This is a genomic window from Thermococcus sp. SY098, assembly GCF_035621495.1.
Taxonomy (GTDB): Archaea; Methanobacteriota_B; Thermococci; order Thermococcales; family Thermococcaceae; genus Thermococcus_B.
In genome coordinates this window covers 614,236-631,908 of the sequence record NZ_CP141821.1, presented here as the reverse complement: position 1 = coordinate 631,908, position 17,673 = coordinate 614,236, and the positions used below count along the sequence as shown (strand labels likewise).

The 17,673-nt window shown below is 40.6% G+C and carries 20 protein-coding genes and 1 tRNA gene; 13 read left to right on the top strand and 8 right to left on the bottom strand.

All coding sequences use genetic code 11. From position 1 onward, the window contains the following. Positions 1-139: 139 nt before the first annotated feature. From asnB to minD, 3 genes are all read right to left on the bottom strand, one after another. Positions 140-1,582: an asparagine synthase (glutamine-hydrolyzing) gene (asnB, locus tag VFC49_RS03475; protein ID WP_324736186.1), complete on the bottom strand. Its 1,443-nt coding sequence runs from the start codon at positions 1,580-1,582 to the stop codon at positions 140-142. A gap of 129 nt (positions 1,583-1,711) precedes the next feature. Continuing rightward, complete coding sequence (locus VFC49_RS03470; protein WP_324736185.1) at positions 1,712-2,455, bottom strand: ATP/GTP-binding protein; 744 nt, start codon at positions 2,453-2,455, stop codon at positions 1,712-1,714. Next, positions 2,455-3,192, bottom strand: a complete 738-nt coding sequence (gene minD, locus VFC49_RS03465) for a cell division ATPase MinD (protein ID WP_013467338.1) — start codon at positions 3,190-3,192, stop codon at positions 2,455-2,457. Before minD ends, VFC49_RS03470 begins: the two co-directional genes overlap by 1 nt. A 105-nt stretch (positions 3,193-3,297) precedes the next feature. Between minD and VFC49_RS03460 the strand changes: the two genes are divergently transcribed. From VFC49_RS03460 to VFC49_RS03450, 3 genes are all read left to right on the top strand, one after another. Next, positions 3,298-5,106: a PINc/VapC family ATPase gene (locus tag VFC49_RS03460; protein WP_324736184.1), complete on the top strand. Its 1,809-nt coding sequence runs from the start codon at positions 3,298-3,300 to the stop codon at positions 5,104-5,106. 67 nt (positions 5,107-5,173) lie between these two features. Then, complete coding sequence (locus VFC49_RS03455) at positions 5,174-5,401, top strand: hypothetical protein (protein WP_324736183.1); 228 nt, start codon at positions 5,174-5,176, stop codon at positions 5,399-5,401. 94 nt (positions 5,402-5,495) lie between these two features. Then, the gene (locus VFC49_RS03450; RefSeq protein WP_324736182.1) at positions 5,496-6,056 is read left to right on the top strand and encodes a Maf-like protein; all 561 of its coding nucleotides are present in this window, start codon (positions 5,496-5,498) and stop codon (positions 6,054-6,056) included. Here the strand turns inward: VFC49_RS03450 and VFC49_RS03445 are convergent. Beyond that, positions 6,042-6,707: a PHP domain-containing protein gene (locus tag VFC49_RS03445; protein WP_324736181.1), complete on the bottom strand. Its 666-nt coding sequence runs from the start codon at positions 6,705-6,707 to the stop codon at positions 6,042-6,044. The two genes, VFC49_RS03450 and VFC49_RS03445, sit on opposite strands and share 15 nt — an antisense overlap. A 249-nt stretch (positions 6,708-6,956) precedes the next feature. On the opposite strand from VFC49_RS03445, the gene VFC49_RS03440 reads away from it, so the two are divergent. From VFC49_RS03440 to VFC49_RS03395, 10 genes are all read left to right on the top strand, one after another. Then, a complete protein-coding gene (locus VFC49_RS03440) occupies positions 6,957-7,388 on the top strand; it encodes a cobalamin-dependent protein (RefSeq protein ID WP_324736180.1) in 432 nt (143 codons plus the stop codon). Between the two features lie 45 nt (positions 7,389-7,433). Then, the gene (gene meaB / locus VFC49_RS03435; RefSeq protein ID WP_324736620.1) at positions 7,434-8,393 is read left to right on the top strand and encodes a methylmalonyl Co-A mutase-associated GTPase MeaB; all 960 of its coding nucleotides are present in this window, start codon (positions 7,434-7,436) and stop codon (positions 8,391-8,393) included. Further along, a complete protein-coding gene (gene mce, locus VFC49_RS03430) occupies positions 8,390-8,791 on the top strand; it encodes a methylmalonyl-CoA epimerase (protein WP_324736179.1) in 402 nt (133 codons plus the stop codon). The genes meaB and mce overlap by 4 nt, the downstream gene beginning before the upstream one ends. 210 nt (positions 8,792-9,001) lie before the next feature. Beyond that, positions 9,002-9,457: a DUF835 domain-containing protein gene (locus VFC49_RS03425; RefSeq protein WP_324736178.1), complete on the top strand. Its 456-nt coding sequence runs from the start codon at positions 9,002-9,004 to the stop codon at positions 9,455-9,457. Positions 9,458-9,532: 75 nt separating this feature from the next. Beyond that, complete coding sequence (gene smc / locus VFC49_RS03420; RefSeq protein WP_324736177.1) at positions 9,533-13,060, top strand: chromosome segregation protein SMC; 3,528 nt, start codon at positions 9,533-9,535, stop codon at positions 13,058-13,060. A 1-nt stretch (position 13,061) separates the two neighbouring features. Continuing rightward, a complete protein-coding gene (locus VFC49_RS03415) occupies positions 13,062-13,478 on the top strand; it encodes a HEPN domain-containing protein (RefSeq protein ID WP_324736176.1) in 417 nt (138 codons plus the stop codon). Next, on the top strand, positions 13,453-13,860 hold the full coding sequence (locus tag VFC49_RS03410; RefSeq protein ID WP_324736175.1) for a nucleotidyltransferase domain-containing protein: 408 nt from the start codon (positions 13,453-13,455) through the stop codon (positions 13,858-13,860). The genes VFC49_RS03415 and VFC49_RS03410 overlap by 26 nt, the downstream gene beginning before the upstream one ends. Before the next feature lie 5 nt (positions 13,861-13,865). Next, positions 13,866-14,156: a nucleotidyltransferase family protein gene (locus VFC49_RS03405; protein WP_324736174.1), complete on the top strand. Its 291-nt coding sequence runs from the start codon at positions 13,866-13,868 to the stop codon at positions 14,154-14,156. After that, positions 14,153-14,518 carry a DUF86 domain-containing protein gene (locus VFC49_RS03400; protein WP_324736173.1) on the top strand — a complete coding sequence of 122 codons (366 nt, stop codon included), beginning with the start codon at positions 14,153-14,155 and terminating at the stop codon, positions 14,516-14,518. The genes VFC49_RS03405 and VFC49_RS03400 overlap by 4 nt, the downstream gene beginning before the upstream one ends. Beyond that, positions 14,502-15,158 (top strand): ScpA family protein, encoded by a 657-nt coding sequence (locus tag VFC49_RS03395; protein ID WP_324736172.1) that lies wholly within the window; start codon positions 14,502-14,504, stop codon positions 15,156-15,158. Before VFC49_RS03400 ends, VFC49_RS03395 begins: the two co-directional genes overlap by 17 nt. Here VFC49_RS03395 and VFC49_RS03390 read toward each other — a convergent pair. The 4 genes from VFC49_RS03390 to VFC49_RS03375 form a co-directional block, all read right to left on the bottom strand. Beyond that, entirely contained in the window at positions 15,110-15,601 is a 492-nt protein-coding gene (locus tag VFC49_RS03390; protein ID WP_324736171.1) for a hypothetical protein, read from the bottom strand. The genes VFC49_RS03395 and VFC49_RS03390 overlap by 49 nt on opposite strands. Positions 15,602-15,679: 78 nt before the next feature. Then, positions 15,680-15,787 (bottom strand) — tRNA-Met (locus VFC49_RS03385). Positions 15,788-16,017: 230 nt separating this feature from the next. After that, positions 16,018-16,773 (bottom strand): bifunctional fructose-bisphosphatase/inositol-phosphate phosphatase, encoded by a 756-nt coding sequence (locus VFC49_RS03380; RefSeq protein WP_324736170.1) that lies wholly within the window; start codon positions 16,771-16,773, stop codon positions 16,018-16,020. 2 nt (positions 16,774-16,775) lie between these two features. Continuing rightward, positions 16,776-17,582 carry a DUF63 family protein gene (locus VFC49_RS03375; protein ID WP_013467319.1) on the bottom strand — a complete coding sequence of 269 codons (807 nt, stop codon included), beginning with the start codon at positions 17,580-17,582 and terminating at the stop codon, positions 16,776-16,778. Positions 17,583-17,673: the final 91 nt, after the last annotated feature.

Sequence of the window (17,673 nt, the reverse complement as noted above, 5' to 3'; positions counted from 1 at the left end):
ACCTTCGTTAATTTGTACGGAGGTCTAATATTTAAGCTTTTTTCATGAAATCGTAGCTTTAACTCTGAAATTGTTTACCAAAGTGTTAGCTGATGGCTCCGTATATCTGTAGATGTTAAAGAGAGTTTAGGATCGTTTATCAGTGTTTAAATACTTCATTGAATACTTTGTGTACGAATTCTCTGGTCTTCATCCCCCTATTTTTTGCAATTTTCTGTAGTATTTTCTGCGAATTTGTTCCATATTGACAGGCTTTCTTTTCTCTGTATGCAACTTCTTTTGGCAGCCCCAGTTCAAATGCCACTTCTCTTAAAATTGCTTTCCTAATTCCGTTCTTTATTTTGAATTCCGTGGGGGTTCTCAACGCTGTTCTGACAACATTTAGATCCAGAAATGGAAACCTCCCTTCTACACTATTAAGCATTGCTATTTTGTCATCCCTTGCTAAGTTTTTTTCTCCAAGTTCAATCAGATCCTTTTCCATGAGCCCTGGATTTTCCAGATACTTAAAGTACCCCCCGAAGAGCTCATCAGCCCCCTGTCCACTAAGCAGGAGTTTGCAGTTGTCCTCTTTTGCGAGTTTTGTTGCAAAATAGAGAGGAATTCCTATTGCTAAATTCATGGGGTTAGGTTCTTCAATAGCAAAGACCACCTTTGGAATGACTTCTTCAACGTCACTAATGTCAAAAACATATTCCTTCAGCCCCAATCCCAGCATATCACTCACTTTGCGTGCCCACTCTAAGTCTTGACTCCCCTCTGCCCCCGCAGCATAAAGGGTAACATTAGAATACTTTGATGAAAGCAAAGCTAAGAGCGAGCTGTCCAATCCTCCAGAAAACAACACACCAGTCTTTTTTCCAACTCTCATTTTTACAGAGTATTCCAGACTTTTAATTATAGATTTCTTTGCTGTTTCATAAGAGAAGACAGAGCCTTTAAGCTCAAGGACATCAAAGACCTTAAATCTCTCAACCTTCCCTTTTGAAATTTTAACAACTTCACCAGGGTTCACTGGGATGGCTTTCTCATTAATACTCCACAAAACTTTCTTTTCAGAAGCAAAGAATCCATTTTGTGAATAGTATAGGGGTCTGATTCCAATCGGATCCCTGAAGAGGTAAATTTCTCTTCCATTAGAAAAGGCAACAGCGTAATCACCGTTCAACATTCTCATACTTTTCTGTATTGCCTCAATGTAAGGCATCTTTTTTTCATGAATTAAAAATTCTAAAAGTCTCAAAATGACTTCACTGTCAACGTTGCTTTCAAATGAAATTCCTGTGTTTTCCAGATATTCCCTGATTTGGACGTGATTGTAAATCTCTCCATTATGGACAAGAACAAACTCGTTGTAAAACGGTTGAGTGAATTCTTTTGAGCCTGTCATTGCTAATCTGCACTGGAGAAGTGCTATATTACCGTTCGGGATTTCATAAACTTTGGAGAAATCTCGACTTTTTAAAACTCCCTCATCAGTCCACACACCAAAAGAGTCCTTTCCCCTATGTTTGCCAGCTAAGATCATGCTGATGATCTTTCCCTTGAGGTTTTTTCCCACTCCTCCCGCTATTAGGCACATTTTCTTCACCTCTGGAATGGTAAGATATAGCCAAAAATAGAAAAGACTTTTTCCTTTCTATTTGCAAACGTTTTCAGTAAATCAAGGCATACTCTGAAAAAGCGTGTGGAACTCTGGAGCAAGATTGAACTAAGTCAAATCCCCACAGGTGCAGTAGTGTTCATATGCAATAGTTTCCAAATCGTTAAATCCCTCTCCTGTTTTTGCCGATAGATAAAGGATTCGAACAGGTGAAGAGACATCTGGTAAAAATGTACACAATTTGTACGCCAACAACCCCTGTGTTGAGGAATCAAGCTTTAGACGGGATGTTAGATACTCCATGTCCTCAAGATATTGCTTATGCTTGTCCAAATTATCAACTAAATCCACTTTATTTAAAGCTGGAACTGTGGTTGAGCCAAGCCTTAAATCAATCATAAGAGCAAAAAAACGGACAAAACAATAATCGTGGGGCTTTCTTAGAACCTCGGGGCTAAATAGGTATACAACAAGGGGCGCTGGAAGATTTTCCATAAGTCTAACCCCAAATTCATGGAAAAGGAATGTCTCAATTTGGCCAGGAGTATCGATGAGAACGTAATCTTTTCCCTGCTCAAGCTCCAGAATTTTAGTGATGTATCTTTCAATATGTGGCATTAATCTATCGTAGCTTTCCACAATAGCTCCGTTGGGCCCATAACCTTCTTTCATTATCTCCTCGACAGTTATGGTTTTCCTGACGTCTATGTCTGGTTTGTAAGGCAGTTTTTTAACCCCTGTATCCAAATTTACATAACCAACTGTGTATCCTTCTTTTTCTAAGTATTTTCCAAATGTGTGGGTTATTGTCGTCTTGCCACTTCCTGCAGTTCCTACAAAGGTTAGAATCATCAATACATCACCCTTGCTTTGTAGCCTGCTATACGCGTAATCTTCTCTGCAAGCTCCATAAATGCTTTTGCCCCTTCTGATTTAGGTTTATATGCCACAACTGGGACTCCTTCCAGTGTGGCTTCTCTAATTGCCGGATCCTCTGGAATTACTGCTAAGAGCGGAATCTCCATAACTTCTTCGGCTGCTTCTGGGGGTATATCATTTTCACTTCTCCCATATCTGTTTAATACAAACCCTAAAATGGCAAGTCCTGCCTTTTTAAGGACAATCCCAACTTTCATTGAATCAGTTATACATGAGATTTCTGGATTTGTTACAATTACAGCTTCCTCCCCACTGAGCATTGCACTCATGGCATCCATTTGAAGACCTGCTGGGCAGTCGATTAGAATAAAGTCAAACCTACTTTTCAGAGGTTTAATAATGCTTGGAAGGTTTCTTGGGTCTGCCTTTATTACGTGCTCCCAGTCGACTGCCGCAGGTATAACATGGACATTCTCATACTCGGTAGTATATATTGCGTCATCTATCTTTGCTTCTCCAGCGAGTACATCATGGATTGTGATATTAACGTTGTCCAAACCCATAATTAAACTCAAATTTGCCATCGTTAAATCTGCATCGATCGCACACACTTTATAACCATGCTTCCCAAGGGCAATTGCGAGGTTAGCAGTTGTGGTAGTTTTTCCTGTCCCCCCTTTACCGGAGGTTATTGAGATTAACCTTCCCAATTTTCCCACCTTAATTTCTTGTGTCCCTAAACCTTTATGAAGTTTTAGCCGTAGAGAATGACAAAGATTATAAATCAATTTAATTACGGGCTGTGGGGTGAGATTATGAAAGTGTTTGTAGCAGACACAAGTGTGATCGTTGATGGGAGACTGACTCAATACTTAGAGACTCTGGGTGAGAAGGTTAAGGTGGTCATTCCAGAGGCGGTTATAGCTGAGATTGAGCATCAAGCTAATGAGGGTAAAGCAATAGGACATGTGGGATTAGAAGAGCTTAAAAAGCTAAGAAAAATGGCAGATGAAGACAAAATTTTGCTTGAATTCTATGGTGAGAGACCAGAGCTTTGGCAAATCAGAAGGGCAAAAGCCGGAGAAATAGACCATATGGTGAGAGAAGTTGCGAGAGAGCTCAACGCAGTTCTCATTACCGGCGATCAGGTTCAAAGGGATATAGCAATAGCCAAGGGGATTGAAGTTGTGTATCTCACAGGAAGAAAGGAGGTAAAACACCGTTTGGAGGACTTCTTTGATGAACACACCATGAGCGTTCACCTTAAGGCTGGTGTGAAGCCATTAGCCAAGAAAGGAAAGCCCGGGGAATGGCACTTAGTTCCAATTAGGGATGAACCATTAACGGATGAGGAGCTTGAGGAAATAGCTGATGATATAGTTGAGAGAGCAAAAAGGGATCCAGAGTCTTTTATTGAACTTGATGAACCAGGAGCGACCGTTGTTCAGCTCAGAAACTATCGTATTGTAATAGCGAAGCCCCCATTTGCTGACAGAATTGAAATTACAGCTGTAAGACCAATCACTAAGCTCAGCATTGAGGATTATGAGCTGAGCGAAAAGCTCTTGGAGAGGCTGACTGATAAGGCGGAGGGAATTTTGATTGCAGGAGCTCCTGGAGAGGGAAAAACAACATTTGCTCAGGCATTGGCTGAATACTATGCTTCAATGGGTAAAATAGTGAAGACGATGGAAAAACCAAGAGATCTGCAGGTTAGTGAGGAGATCACCCAGTACACAGCACTTGGTGGCAGGATGGAGAAAACTGGTGATGTTCTGCTTTTGGTTAGACCTGATTACACAATATTCGACGAAATGAGAAAGACAAGTGACTTCAAAATTTACGCAGATTTAAGATTAGCCGGTGTTGGCATGATCGGTGTGGTTCACGCAACTAAGCCCATAGATGCAATCCAGCGTTTTATTGGAAGGGTTGAATTAGGCATGATCCCCCAGATAGTGGACACGGTGATCTTCATCAAAGCGGGAAGGGTTGATAAGGTTCTTACCCTCGAGTATAAAGTTAAAGTGCCAACTGGGATGACCGAAGAGGACCTGGCGAGACCAGTAATTGAAGTTAGAGACTTTGATACAGGAGAACTTGAATATGAGATCTACACATACGGCGAGGAGATAAGTGTTGTTCCAGTGAAAAAGAAGGAAAAGCCGCCTGCAATGAAGCTGGCTGAGAAGAGGTTAAAGCAAGAAATAAAGAAATTCTTACCCGACGTTTATACTGAGGTTGAGCTTGTGAGCCCGCACAAAGCGGTGATCTATGCAGATGAGTTCGATATTCCTGCAATAATTGGAAAGAAAGGCAAGAGGATTACAGAAATTGAGAAGAGACTTGGCATAAGCATTGATGTGAGGAGCTTTGAAGAGAAGATGAAGGAGATGCCAAAAGAGAGGATACCGGTTGAGGTAGAAGAAAAGAAGAAGCAGATTGTTCTGAGAGTTTCACCAGATTACGCAAAGAAGCCTTTGAAGTTCTTCGGTGGGGAGCAGTATGTGTTCACAGCAACGCCATCAAAGAAGGGCATAGTTAAGGTGAGCAAAAACACGCCAATTGGAAGGGAGCTTAAACGTCTGCTGGAAGCGGGAATTGAAATTTGGGCTTCCCTTTGAATTTTAATGTTTTTAACATTTGGAAAACTTTTTAAAATTTCTCGTGTTTTTAATTTCTGGTGGTAATATGTGGAAGGATAAAATTTTCTGGTCTCTGGCTATTGGTTCTCTAATCTTAATGGTCATTGGCTTGATAATAGGGAACGATATCTTCTTTATCGGAAATATGACATTTTTGTTGGCGTTGATATATTTAGTTCTCAAGACGATTGAAAGACTCTTTGGCCAAATTTCCACGATTGAAAGAGATGTTGAGGAGATAAAGAAGTCATTGAAAGAAATTAAAAGAAGCTGAAAAGCTCAGTTGCGAGGGTAGTCATCACCTTCAGCTAGCGAAATTGTCATCATCGCCCGAAAGGTTTTTATCCTAAGTTCTTAAGTCCCTTTCGATGTTCATATTAGCATCCCAAAGTCCAAGACGAAGGGAAATTTTGGAGAGATTCTTTAAGGACTTCAAGGTAGTGCCGAGCAACGCTGATGAAAGTGTTATTACGGAAAACCCACGAGAAAAGGCAGTTGAAGTTGCAAGGAAGAAAGCATGGGAAGTGTACAACAGAACGGGGGGTACTGTTCTCGGAGCTGATACAATAGTTGTCCTTGAGAACAAAGCCCTTGGAAAGCCTAAAAATGAAGAAGAAGCAGAGAAAATGCTCAAGCTATTAAGCGGGAAGATTCATGAAGTTATCACTGGTTACTGCATAATTCACGAAGGAAAAGAGATTGCAGGTTTTGAAGTTACAAAAGTTAAGTTTAGGGATCTCAGTGAGGAAGAAATTGAGTGGTATGTAAGCACAGGAGAGCCTTTAGACAAAGCTGGAGCCTATGCTATTCAAGGGAAAGCCGCCATTTTTATAGAGTGGATTTATGGGGATTTTTATAATGTCGTTGGCTTGCCAATTAAAGTTGTGCTCGAGCTTAAAAAGTTAGGATTTCCCTTAAAGCAATTCTGAGAAGAGTAGGTCTTCCCTTGTTCCACCAGCTTTTTTGAAGACCTTTTCGCTCCACCTAATAGCTCCTACGTCACTGGGCATATGAGCATCGCTTGCAAATGTCAGTTTAACTCCCCTTTTAATGCATAGCTTAATGAAATCCAGCTCTGGAACTCTATAGCGGGAGCTGATTTCGAAGGCTTTGCCGTACTCTTCAGCAAGCTTGACAATTTCCAGATATTCCTCATAGCTTGGGTACCCGATGTAGGGAAAAACATTACCAAAATGTCCAATTATGTCCACATTCTCGTCTCGGATTGCTATTTTAATTAGATCAAGATACGCATCGATCCCTCCAGGATCAAGCCATACGTGGGCAGAAGCAATAACATAATCAAGCTTTTTTGCCATTTCTGTGGTTATATCAACGCCTGTTGCGAGAATGTTAGCCTCAATTCCAGCCAGAACAGTAATTTCACTATCTTTCTTTATCTGTCGAATTTCCGATATGTATGTATTGAGTCTTTTGGGAGTAAAATAGTGGACATGATCACTTATGCCGACTAACTTAAGTCCCTTTTTCTCGGCTTCAGCAACATTATCTCCAATCATACCAATGCCATCAGAATATTGGGTGTGTGTATGTATATCTATCATCCTAAAAACCTTCATACTTTAGCACTCTGCTCAATTAAATGTTTTTTGGTTTAGAGTCAGAATTTGGTGAATATTTGTAGAGCTTTACGTTAGAAATGAAATTCGTGTATTTTGTTTATCGCTCTGTTTTGGACGTAAATAATTTAAGTTTTGTAAACCTCAAACTTTTCAAAGTTCTGGATAAAATATCCAATGTAAAGTTAAACCTTTAGTTTTGACAATATTTAAATACTATCTGTGCTTTAGGAAAGTTGGTGGTGGAGAATGGTTGAGCGCTCGAAAGTTAGGGTTCTCATAGCTAAACCCGGTTTGGATGGTCATGATAGAGGTGCTAAAGTTATTGCAAGAGCTTTGAGAGATGCAGGTTTTGAGGTCATTTATACCGGGATTAGACAAACGCCTGAACAGATTGTTGAGAGTGTTATCCAAGAAGACGTTGATGTTCTTGGAATCAGCATCCTTTCTGGAGCTCACATGGTTCTAATTCCGAAGATACTCAGGCTACTTGAAGAGAAGGGACTTAAGCCAAATGAAGACGTTCTTGTGATTGCTGGGGGCATTATTCCTCCAGATGATGCCCAAGAACTTGAAAAAATGGGAGTTGCAAAAGTTTTTGGCCCGGGAAGTCCAATTAATGAGATAATCAATTTCATTGATGAGAACGTCCCAAAACTTAAGAAGTTCAGAGGGGGTTAATAAACTTTATATTTCAAGGCTGGATAATTAAACCAAGTGATGCCAATGATTGACAACCTAATTGAGAGAATGCTCACGGGAGACAAAAAAGCAACTGCAAGGTTAATTACTTTGGTTGAAAATGATGAAGAAATGGCTCGCGAAATCGTCAAAAAAATTTACAAGTATACTGGAAAAGCCTACATCATTGGGATTACAGGTCCCCCAGGCTCTGGAAAGTCAACCCTTCTTGACAAACTTATAAAACAAGCTCGTAATGAGGGATTAATAGTTGGGGTCATAGCCATTGATCCAACCTCACCATTTACTGGTGGAGCATTGCTTGGTGATAGGATTAGAATGCAACGCCACTCGACTGATCCCGGAGTTTTCATAAGGAGTATGGCTACTCGTGGATCACTCGGAGGTTTGGCCAAGGCAACGAATGATGCCATTAAAGTCCTTGACGCCTATGGATGTGACGTTATTTTTGTTGAAACTGTTGGTGTTGGACAGATTGAAGTTGATATCGTCAAAACAGCTGACACCGTAGTGTTAGTCACAGTTCCTGGATTAGGAGATGATATCCAGGCAATCAAAGCAGGTTTAATGGAGATTGCAGATATATTCGTCATAAACAAAGCTGATAAGGAAGGTGCAGATGCAACTTTCTTTGAGCTCAACCTACTGCTTGACCTTGAAAAGGAGAAGTGGGAGAAGAGAGGCTGGAGGCCACCGATTGTTGAAACTGTGGCTGTCACTATGAAGGGCATTAAAGACCTATGGGAAGCAATAAAAAGACACAGAAAGTTCCTTGAAGAGAGCGGAGAAATTGAGAAGAAAAAGAAGTTTAGGGCAGAAGAGGAAGTAAAAACAATTGTTTCTGATTCTGTTGCAAGGAAAATTAGTGAAAAGCTGGAGGATAAAGAACTTTCAAAACTTATTGATAAAATCGTGAAAAGGGAAATGGATCCCTATTCTGCTGCTGAAGTTGTTTTGAAAGAAACTCTGGGGGTGAAGATATGATAAAGAAGATTGATCATATAGGAATTGCCGTTAAAAATTTAGACGAAGCAATTAAGCTCTGGGAAAGTCTTGGATTGAAAGTTGCTGAGATTGAAGAGGTGCCGGAGCAGAAAGTCAGAGTTGCTGTGTTTAAAGTCGGCGAAAGCAGAATTGAACTCTTAGAAGGGACAAGCGAAGATTCACCGATATCAAAGTTCATTGCCAAGAGAGGAGAGGGAATTCATCACATTGCTCTTGGTGTTGAGAATATCGAAGAGCACTTGGAGAGGCTTAAAGAGCAAGGATTTAGGCTGATTGATGAAAAGCCAAGAATTGGTGCTGGTGGTGCAAAAATAGCGTTTGTCCACCCAAAAAGTGTCAATGGAGTTTTGTTGGAATTATGTGAAAGAACGGAATAATTAACCACGGGTTATAACTGATTTCTGTACCTTTTCCTATATTTTTGGTCATATTTTCACATAAAAATAAGGCAAAACTTTATAAATTTAAAGTCAAATCAGATATCAGTAAAGTGGTTACATTTTCGGTATACACTGTTCTAATAAGTACGGGACTCCTAAGACTAAAATCAGTAAATATCTTGGGACCCATATCTTGGGGGATGAGTGATGTTTAAAATGCTTAAAGATATGATGTCTGCTAACGTGAAGTTTGAGAAGGAAGAGCTTCCTTTTCAAGTTGTTCACTATTCCAAAATGCGGAATCTCTTAAAGAAATTTTCTCATAAAAAGAAGATTTTAATTACCAGGACACCTCCAACTGTAAATGACAATGCAACTTTCTATATCTGGATAAGCAAGATAGACCATCCCAACGCTGTTTCTCCCACAGATCTATATGTTATTGAACAAAAAGTTTGGGAAATAATAAAGAAAGAATCACCAATAATAGTCTTGGATGCGTTTGAATATCTGATGATGGAGCAAGGTCTTGAAGCAACGTTAAGATTTACAGGGAAGCTTAGAGACATAGCACTTTTGAATAACTCAGGATTTATTGTTAGTATTAGTGAGGGGCTTGATGATAAAACCGTTGCTCTTCTTAAACGAATTGTGGAAGGATAGTGCTTTTCGATTCTTCTTGCACCTCAGTAACTTATATATAACCTCATATCCAATCTTTCCCCTTAGGTGTATGAGATGCCATATATTGAGAAACTCGAAATGAAAGGATTCAAATCATATGGCAGCAGGAAAGTTGTTGTACCCTTTTCTAAAGGATTTACAGCGATCGTAGGCGCCAATGGCAGTGGTAAAAGCAATATCGGTGATGCTATTCTCTTTGTTCTGGGAGGACTTTCTGCTAAGGCTATGCGTGCTACAAGAATAAGCGACCTAATCTTTGCAGGAACAAAAAAGGAGCCTCCTGCCAAATATGCTGAAGTGACGATTTACTTTAACAATGAAGACAGAGGTTTCCCAGTGGATGAGGATGAGGTTGTTATAAAGAGAAGAGTGTATCCTGACGGGAGGAGTACGTACTGGCTTAACGGTAAAAGGACAAGCAGAAGCGACATTCTCGACATTCTGAGTGCCGCAATGATCTCTCCAGAAGGGTATAACTTAGTTCTTCAGGGTGATATTACAAAGTTCATCAAGATGAGTCCTGTAGAGAGGAGAATGATAATTGACGAGATTTCTGGAATTGCAGAATATGATGCAAAGAAAAAGAAAGCTATGGAAGAACTCAAGCAGGCTGAAGAAAATCTTGCAAGGGTAGATTTGCTTATACACGAAGTGAAAAAGCAATTGGACAAGCTGGAGAAAGAAAGAAACGATGCACTACGGTACTTGGACTTGAAAGAGAAGTTAGAAAAGGCCAAAGTTACTCTCCTTGTAGGAGAGATCAAAAGGCTTGAAAAGCTCATTAAAGAAAGTGAAGAAAGAGACAAACAGATAGAGAAGGAAGCTAAAGAGGTTGAGGATAAATTAAAGGAAATTGTAAAGGGGATACTTGAAAAAGAAAACCTGCTGGCTAAAATAGAAAGAGAGCTGGAGGAGAAGAGTGAAGATGGCATCTTAGAGCTTACAAGAAAAATAAGTGATGTAAAATCAAAGATAGAGATGGCTAAGAAAAATATTGAGCTTGCCAAGAAAGAAATTGAAGAAAGCCAGAGAAGACTCATAAGGAGCAAAGAAGAGCTTAAACGAATTTCAGAAGAAATCGAAAAGAGCAAGTCTGCAATACAGAGGTGGAGCAAGAGAAAGGAAAAGCTGCTTAAGGAGATAGAAGAGAAAGAGAAAGAAAGAAATGAATTAATTGTAAAACTCGGCGAAATTGATAAGAACTTCACTATAGCAAAGCAGGAGTTTGATAAGGTTACAGAAGAGCTTGAAAATGCAAAGCGCGACTTTTACATGAAGGAAAGTGACATAAAGAAGTTTGAGGAGGAGATAGAGAGACTGAAAAGCAAAATTGTTCAAAATAATGCAAAGAGATTGACCCTGAAAAACAAAATAGCAGATCTTAAGACAAGGATTGATGAAAAAAAAGCTGAGCTTGGTGAAATAGAAGGCAAGATGCAAAAGAGAGAATCACAACTCAGAAAAGTCGAAAAGGAACTTGAGGAAAAACAGCAGAAACTCCAAAAAGTCATTCCAGAGCTGGAAAAAGCCAAACAAGAGTTAATTAGAGCAGAGGCTCAGAGAGAAGTAAGCAAAAATAAAGCACTTGAAGCCTTAAGGAGAGCAAACATTCCAGGAGTTTACGGATCTTTGGCCGAATTAATCAGGATCAAAGATGATAATTATTTTGTTGCCATTGATGTTGCCCTTGGTTCTCATGCAGATAATGTCATTGTTGAGGATGATAGAGTAGCTGAGAAAGCAATCAAGTTCCTAAAAGAGAATAGACTTGGAAGATTGACCTTCTTGCCCTTAAATAAAATAAAGCCCCGTTCCCTTAAGGAAGCTCCTCTTGGAATTCCAGCGATGGATGTTGTGGAGTATGATCCCAAGTTCCATAATGCAGTTGCTTTTGCCCTTGGTGATACCCTGATAGTCAATGATATGGACGAAGCAAGGGGTGTTGGAATAGGAAAAGTTCGAATGGTGACACTTGGTGGGGAACTCCTTGAAAAGAGCGGTGCCATAGTTGGCGGTTACTATAAGCCCAGGGCAAGATTGGCTGTAAACACTGAAGAGCTGAAAAAGAAGGTAGAAGCTCTTGAAAGGGAAAAGGAGAAACTTGAGTCTGAGATTAATGCATTAAAGATTGAATACAGAGGTCTTGAGAGAGAGCTCTTTGAGCTCAGGATGAAGAAGAGCAACGTCAGCAAGGATTTAGATGTTCTCCAAAAGGAAATGGACAGATTGCTGAAAGAAGACAAACTTCTAAGTGAAGAGATTAAAGAGAGTGAAGAGCTGATTAAAGCTCTTGAAAAGAAAATCTATGATACAAAAGGCGAGCTTGCAAAGCTCAAAGGAAAGATTGAGCGCTTGGAAAAGAAGAAAGACAAGTTAAAGAAGGCTTTAGATAATCCAGAGGCGAGGGAGCTTAACCAAAAGATTAGGGAAGTTGAACATGAAATAAGCAAGCTCAGGGAAGAGTTAAGCAAAGTTGAATCAAAGCTCGAAAGCCTTGATGTGAGAATTAACGAAGAATTACTTCCAAGAAAGGCGGATCTTGAGGAGGAAATTGAAGGGCTTGTGAACAGGATTAATGCATTCAAGCAGAGCATAGCGAAGAACGAAGAGGATATAGCAAAGCTTCAAGAAGAGCTGAAGAAGTTAGAAGAGCAAGAGAGTGAAGTCAGAGAGGAGCTTAAAGCATTAAGGGATAAGAGAGAGGAGTTGAAGAAAGAGATAATCCAGCTTAGAGAGGAGAAAGACAGGCTCAATAACAGACTGCAGGAGCTTAGGATTGAGGCAAATACGCTCAAGATTAAGATTGCCCAGTATAATGCCCAGCTTCAAGAGAGGAACAGAGAGCTTAAGCACCATGATACAAAGCTCGTAAAGGAAATCCCACTTGACCTTGAGAAGCTGAGGGAAGAGATTGATCAGATGGAAGAGGAAATCAAGGAGCTTGAGCCAGTTAACATGAAAGCCATCGAGGACTTTGAAATTGTCGAAAGGAGATACATGGAGCTTAAGTCAAAGAGAGAAAGACTTGAGGCAGAGAAGGAAAGCATATTGGAGTTCATAGATGAGATTGAAGCTCAGAAGAAGAATGTCTTCATGACGACGCTTAATGCAATAGCCAGGAACTTTTCGGAGCTGTTTGCCAAGCTTTCTCCAGGAGGTTCTGCAAGATTAATCCTTGAGAATCCAGATGATCCATTCAGTGGAGGTCTTGAAATTGAAGCAAAGCCTGCTGGAAAGGAGGTAAAGAGAATCGAAGCAATGAGCGGTGGAGAGAAAGCTTTGACGGCTTTGGCATTCGTCTTTGCAATCCAGAGATATAAGCCAGCCCCGTTCTATCTCTTTGACGAGATTGATGCACACCTTGATGACGCAAATGTCAAGAGAGTTGCTGATTTAATAAAAGAGGCATCACAGCACAGTCAGTTTATAGTTATAACTCTCAGAGATGTTATGATGGCAAATGCTGAAAAGATAATCGGTGTTTCGATGAGAGAGGGAATTTCAAGGGTCGTCAGCTTGAGCTTGGAGAAGGCAATGGAGTATCTCGAAAGAGCAAGACAGAGAAATGCTTTGGGTGTTTGAAATGTTCGATAGAGAAGAGTTCATAAGATGGTTTAAGCATGCTGAGTATACACTAAAAAGTGCAATTAGAGATAAGGACAGTGGGGATTATAGTTGGGCATGCTTTAAAGCGCAACAAGCTGCTGAATTAGCGGTCAAAGCATTGTTGTATGGTTTGGGAATAATGACGTATGGGCACTCCATTAAGAAACTTTTGGACATTTTATCTAAGGAAGTTCAAGTACCACAGAATTTGTTTAGAAATGCTCGAGTGTTAGACAGACATTACATACCTCCACGTTATCCAGATGCGTATATTGAAGGTTCACCTTACGAATATTACGATAAGATTGATGCTGAGGAAGCAATCAGAGCTGCTGGAGAAATCTTAAATTTCGTGAGGGAGATTGCAAATGCTTCCATACAAAAAAGAGATTGACAAATACACGCAAACCATTAAAGAAAAGCTCAATCCGAAGCTCATAGTCCTTCATGGTTCAATTGCTAAGGGAACTTTTGGAGTTGGCAGTGATGTTGATATTTTAGTGATCTCTGATGAGTTACCTAAAAACTTCAATGAGCGGCTTAAACTCCTCTATCTGCTCGATGAGACGTCTGCCCCTATGGATATTAAAGGTTATACTACCAAGGAATTTCAAAAAATGATACTAAAAGGACATCCCTTGGCTCTTGATGCTCTTGAAGAGGGTATTGTGCTTTTTGCTGATGAGAATTATCTGAGAGAAATTAAGAAGCTGTTTACTCAGGCAAAAAAGAAATTTAAGAGGATTGAAAAAGGCTGGATGAGGATTGAGCGGTGACCAAAATGGAGCTTGAAGGTATATTAAAAGTTCTTGAAGAGCTCAAACCCGAACTGAAAAGCAGATACAAGGTCAAGAGTTTAGCAGTCTTTGGCTCTTATGTTAGGGGAGAACAAAGGGAGACCAGTGATGTGGATGTTCTCGTTGAATTCTCAGAAGATGCTGATCTATTTGACCTCATAGCTCTGGAGGAATTTCTGACGGAAAGGTTGGGAATAAAAGTTGATGTTGTGCCAAAAAATGCTCTTAGAAAAGAGCTGAGACAATCCGTATTTAGGGAGGCTATTGAGGTATGAAGAGGAATTATACTCTATACCTCAGGGATATAATTGAAGCAATGGAAAGCATTGGACGGTTCATTGAAGGTATGAGTTTTGAGGACTTTGTAGCAGATGATAAAACTGTGAGCGCAGTTTTAAGGAAGCTTGAAATAATTGGAGAGGCTGCTAAACACATTCCACCACATATCAGGGAAATATATGATGATGTCCCATGGAAGCAGATGGCTGGTATGAGAGACAAATTGATTCACTTCTACTTTGGTGTTGATTATGAACTTGTCTGGAGAACTGTTACTGTGAGAATCCCAGCAATCAAAAAGAGACTAATTGAGATATTATCCGAACTCAAGGGTGACCAAAATGGAGCGCAGATATGAAGAGGAGATAACTCCCATTGATATTCTCTTACAGCTCGTCACAATGGGCAAGGTAGACCCTTGGAACATTGACATAGTTGATTTAACAGAGAAATACATTGAGCGCTTAAGGGAGATGAAAGAACTTGACCTGAGGCTTTCAGCGAGAGCTATCCTTGCAGCGTCAATTCTTTTGAGAATGAAGACAGAGGCTTTACTTTATGCGGATGAGGAGAAGGAGGAAGAGAAGAAGGGGGAGCGCATAAGGGTTGACGTTGAGCCTTATGTGCCGCCCCTTAGAAGAGTCGAGCGCTACTATACCTTGGATGATCTCATAGAGGCTCTCATGGATGCTCTCGAAGATGTAGAGAAGAGGAAGCCGAAGGCAAAGAAGAAGGTAGAGATTGAAGAGGAAATCTTTGTTGTTGATGACTTCAGAGTTGACATCGAAAAGCACGTGAATAGACTGTATGCGATTGTTAAGAGACTCTATGAGGAGACTAAGGAGAAGATAAGCTTTTGGGAGCTTGTGTTTGACCCAAGTCCAAAGATAGTTGCAAGGACTTTCCTCTATCTGCTGTTTTTAGCAAACATGGGGAAGGTTGAGCTTATTCAGGAGGAGCCGTTTGGGGACATATACGTCGTTCCAGTGGAAGCTTGATGGGTGGTTTTGCCCTTTAGGGTTCTCTCTTTCCTCCTTGCTGGTCTGAAGGTTATTGCCAACAGCGGAGGTTCATCTCCAATGTAGAGGACTTTCTTTTCCTTGTTGATGTAGAAGTAGTATCTACCTTCAGGAATTTGCTTCAGGAATTTCTTGGGTGTTGTAACTTTCGCAAATTTCTCTTTTCCCCAGAAAACGCACTCATAAGCCTCATTAATACCTTTGGCTCTTTTCAAAACTTCATTGAAGTCCAAAAGCTCGGCATTGAGCTTGGTACATACAAGGGATTTCCTTTTATCTGTGAAGATGGTTATTTTTTCATTAATCTCAATTCTTTCTGCATTTTTAAGGAAATCTAAAAGTGCAGAATAAACTCGCTCAAGCTTTCTTCTCTTCGACAGCCTTTTAACAATTCTCTGCTTTGCGTGGTTCGTTAGAAGCATGGGTTAAGTTTAGAAGACAAGCTTAAAAATGTGACGTGTCTGGAGTTTTAGTCAAACTTTCACGAGAAAAGTTTGTTATGGTGCCGGGGCGGGGCTTCGAACCCCGGATCTCCCGGTTTCTCAGGCTCCCCCGAAGGGGAGTCGCCCTATGAGCCGGGCGCTTTGACCAGGCTAAGCTACCCCGGCACGCCCGCATATACCTCCTTGTGATGCATTTTTAAATCTTTCGTTAGCAGGAGAGGGGGAGAAGAATCTCCCCCTCTCCTATCTTACCTACTCCCCCACTCTTTTTCACTACCGGGGAAACTACGTTTCCTACACTCTTCCTTTCCTCTCATCTGTTGGGGTTAACACTCCTCGCTCCTATATAATTAACCCCTCAAGGGAAAAAGAGTTAATTCTTGGAACAATATTGCCTAAATACTCTCCAGTATCAGCTTGAGCAATCTTTCATCGTTAACTGCTATGATGTTCAGCTTTTCAGAGGCGCTTAATTCAAATTTCAGCTCCTTCCCGGTGTCATCAGTTATTATTGCTCCGGCTTCTTTGGCTATTAAAGCACTCGCCGCTATGTCTGTCGGCCTCACGTAGTTCCTAATGTCTAAAACCCCATCGAGAGAACCTTTTGCCAAGTAGGCAAGCTCTATTGCAATAGCTCCAAGCACCCTAATGCGCTTAACTTTGTTTATCAGCCCTACTCCCCTCCCCCTTGTGTAAAAGCTTATCGCTATTGATTTCTCGTTGAGTTCCCTAACATGGATGGGTCTGCCATTGAGGTAAGCACCTTCCCCAGAAATTCCCTCATAGACGCTCTTTGTAATGAATTCGTAGAGCATTGCATACTCTGGCTTGCTACCTTTAAACACGGCAAAACTGAAGCCGAAAACTGGAATGCCATGGATGAAGTTGAACGAACCATCAACTGGATCAACTACAACTGTATAATCACTTCCAACATCAATATTCCCCACTTCTTCACTAACAATATTCACGCCAAGGGGTTTTAGAGCGTTAAGAACAACATTCTCGGCAATCTTATCGATGAGCTTGGTCTTGTCTCCGCTGGGGCTAACTCCAATGACTTTTCCACCTTCGGGCTTCCCAAAAAGGGGGAGTATTTCCTTTTCAACTTCTTTTGCAATATTCAAGGCTATTTCGTTCCATTCATACATTTTCAAACCCCCATGAGCATTCTTAATAGATTTCTCGTTCCCGGGGCAAATCCGAGAATAAAAATCACCGTTTTGATGAAGTCCATAAGCTCTTTGTCGCTTTCGGTTTCCTGCAGTTCTTTCATGAGATAGAGTGCTACCATCAGGGTTACAAACTTTAGGAGATACATAACCGCCGCTGTCCCTGTAAGATTCATCAGAAATCTTGGGAGGACATGTTGCTCCCAATAGCCCATAAACTGGATTCCAACAAAAGTGGTCGTTGCATCATAAAAGTGGGCATAGAAGAGGTAGCTGTTTTCTCTGACGAGCTCAATTTTCTTGGTCATTAGATAGATAACGCTCTCTGCTATTATCAGGGCTGGAATGAAGTACTTCAGCACAATCCAGGTGAAGTGAACTTTATCTAAATGCGTCAGCAACATGACAAAATCAAAGCCTACCAGTGCCCAGCCAAAGTAGAGAAATACCCTCCTCCAGTCTTCAAAGAGCTTATGTGTAATAAGCAGGGCAGTGAAGGTTATTGCAAAAGTAACCACATATATTCCGGGGGTCACTGTTAAATATGTTCTCGGGTATATGGTGGCATCAGTTAATGCCCTTGTAAATGCTCCAAATATCATGTAAGGGATTAACGCTCTAAAAAACGCATTGTCATATTTTATCCCCAGCCGTTTCAGGATTTTATAAACTCCTAAGGCTGCTATTCCCAAAATGATCGCGTAGGTTAGTGTGTTAACGACGTTATAGCCAGTATTGTATTTTATCGGATTCACAAAGTACTTTTGGAATATCTCACTCACTCCCATTTAATCACCACTAAGAATTTGCCCTTTCCAATTAAAGCTTTTCTTTCCAATTAATTTTTAAGCTTCGAGAGAGAAATATAAGCAAAGGTGA

Excerpts from the sequence above, each read along its gene's own strand:
- VFC49_RS03425 (WP_324736178.1), top strand. The coding sequence starts at position 9,002 with ATGTTTAAAATGCTTAAAGATATGATGTCTGCTAACGTGAAGTTTGAG.
- VFC49_RS03400 (WP_324736173.1), top strand. The coding sequence starts at position 14,153 with ATGAAGAGGAATTATACTCTATACCTCAGGGATATAATTGAAGCAATG.
- VFC49_RS03390 (WP_324736171.1), bottom strand. The coding sequence starts at position 15,601 with ATGCTTCTAACGAACCACGCAAAGCAGAGAATTGTTAAAAGGCTGTCG.
- mce (WP_324736179.1), top strand. The coding sequence starts at position 8,390 with ATGATAAAGAAGATTGATCATATAGGAATTGCCGTTAAAAATTTAGAC.
- VFC49_RS03460 (WP_324736184.1), top strand. The coding sequence starts at position 3,298 with ATGAAAGTGTTTGTAGCAGACACAAGTGTGATCGTTGATGGGAGACTG.
- VFC49_RS03440 (WP_324736180.1), top strand. The coding sequence starts at position 6,957 with ATGGTTGAGCGCTCGAAAGTTAGGGTTCTCATAGCTAAACCCGGTTTG.
- VFC49_RS03410 (WP_324736175.1), top strand. The coding sequence starts at position 13,453 with ATGCTTCCATACAAAAAAGAGATTGACAAATACACGCAAACCATTAAA.
- asnB (WP_324736186.1), bottom strand. The coding sequence starts at position 1,582 with ATGTGCCTAATAGCGGGAGGAGTGGGAAAAAACCTCAAGGGAAAGATC.
- VFC49_RS03380 (WP_324736170.1), bottom strand. The coding sequence starts at position 16,773 with ATGTATGAATGGAACGAAATAGCCTTGAATATTGCAAAAGAAGTTGAA.
- VFC49_RS03445 (WP_324736181.1), bottom strand. The coding sequence starts at position 6,707 with ATGAAGGTTTTTAGGATGATAGATATACATACACACACCCAATATTCT.
- VFC49_RS03415 (WP_324736176.1), top strand. The coding sequence starts at position 13,062 with ATGTTCGATAGAGAAGAGTTCATAAGATGGTTTAAGCATGCTGAGTAT.
- meaB (WP_324736620.1), top strand. The coding sequence starts at position 7,434 with ATGATTGACAACCTAATTGAGAGAATGCTCACGGGAGACAAAAAAGCA.
- VFC49_RS03455 (WP_324736183.1), top strand. The coding sequence starts at position 5,174 with ATGTGGAAGGATAAAATTTTCTGGTCTCTGGCTATTGGTTCTCTAATC.
- smc (WP_324736177.1), top strand. The coding sequence starts at position 9,533 with ATGCCATATATTGAGAAACTCGAAATGAAAGGATTCAAATCATATGGC.
- VFC49_RS03395 (WP_324736172.1), top strand. The coding sequence starts at position 14,502 with ATGGAGCGCAGATATGAAGAGGAGATAACTCCCATTGATATTCTCTTA.
- VFC49_RS03470 (WP_324736185.1), bottom strand. The coding sequence starts at position 2,455 with ATGATTCTAACCTTTGTAGGAACTGCAGGAAGTGGCAAGACGACAATA.
- VFC49_RS03405 (WP_324736174.1), top strand. The coding sequence starts at position 13,866 with ATGGAGCTTGAAGGTATATTAAAAGTTCTTGAAGAGCTCAAACCCGAA.
- VFC49_RS03375 (WP_013467319.1), bottom strand. The coding sequence starts at position 17,582 with ATGGGAGTGAGTGAGATATTCCAAAAGTACTTTGTGAATCCGATAAAA.
- VFC49_RS03450 (WP_324736182.1), top strand. The coding sequence starts at position 5,496 with ATGTTCATATTAGCATCCCAAAGTCCAAGACGAAGGGAAATTTTGGAG.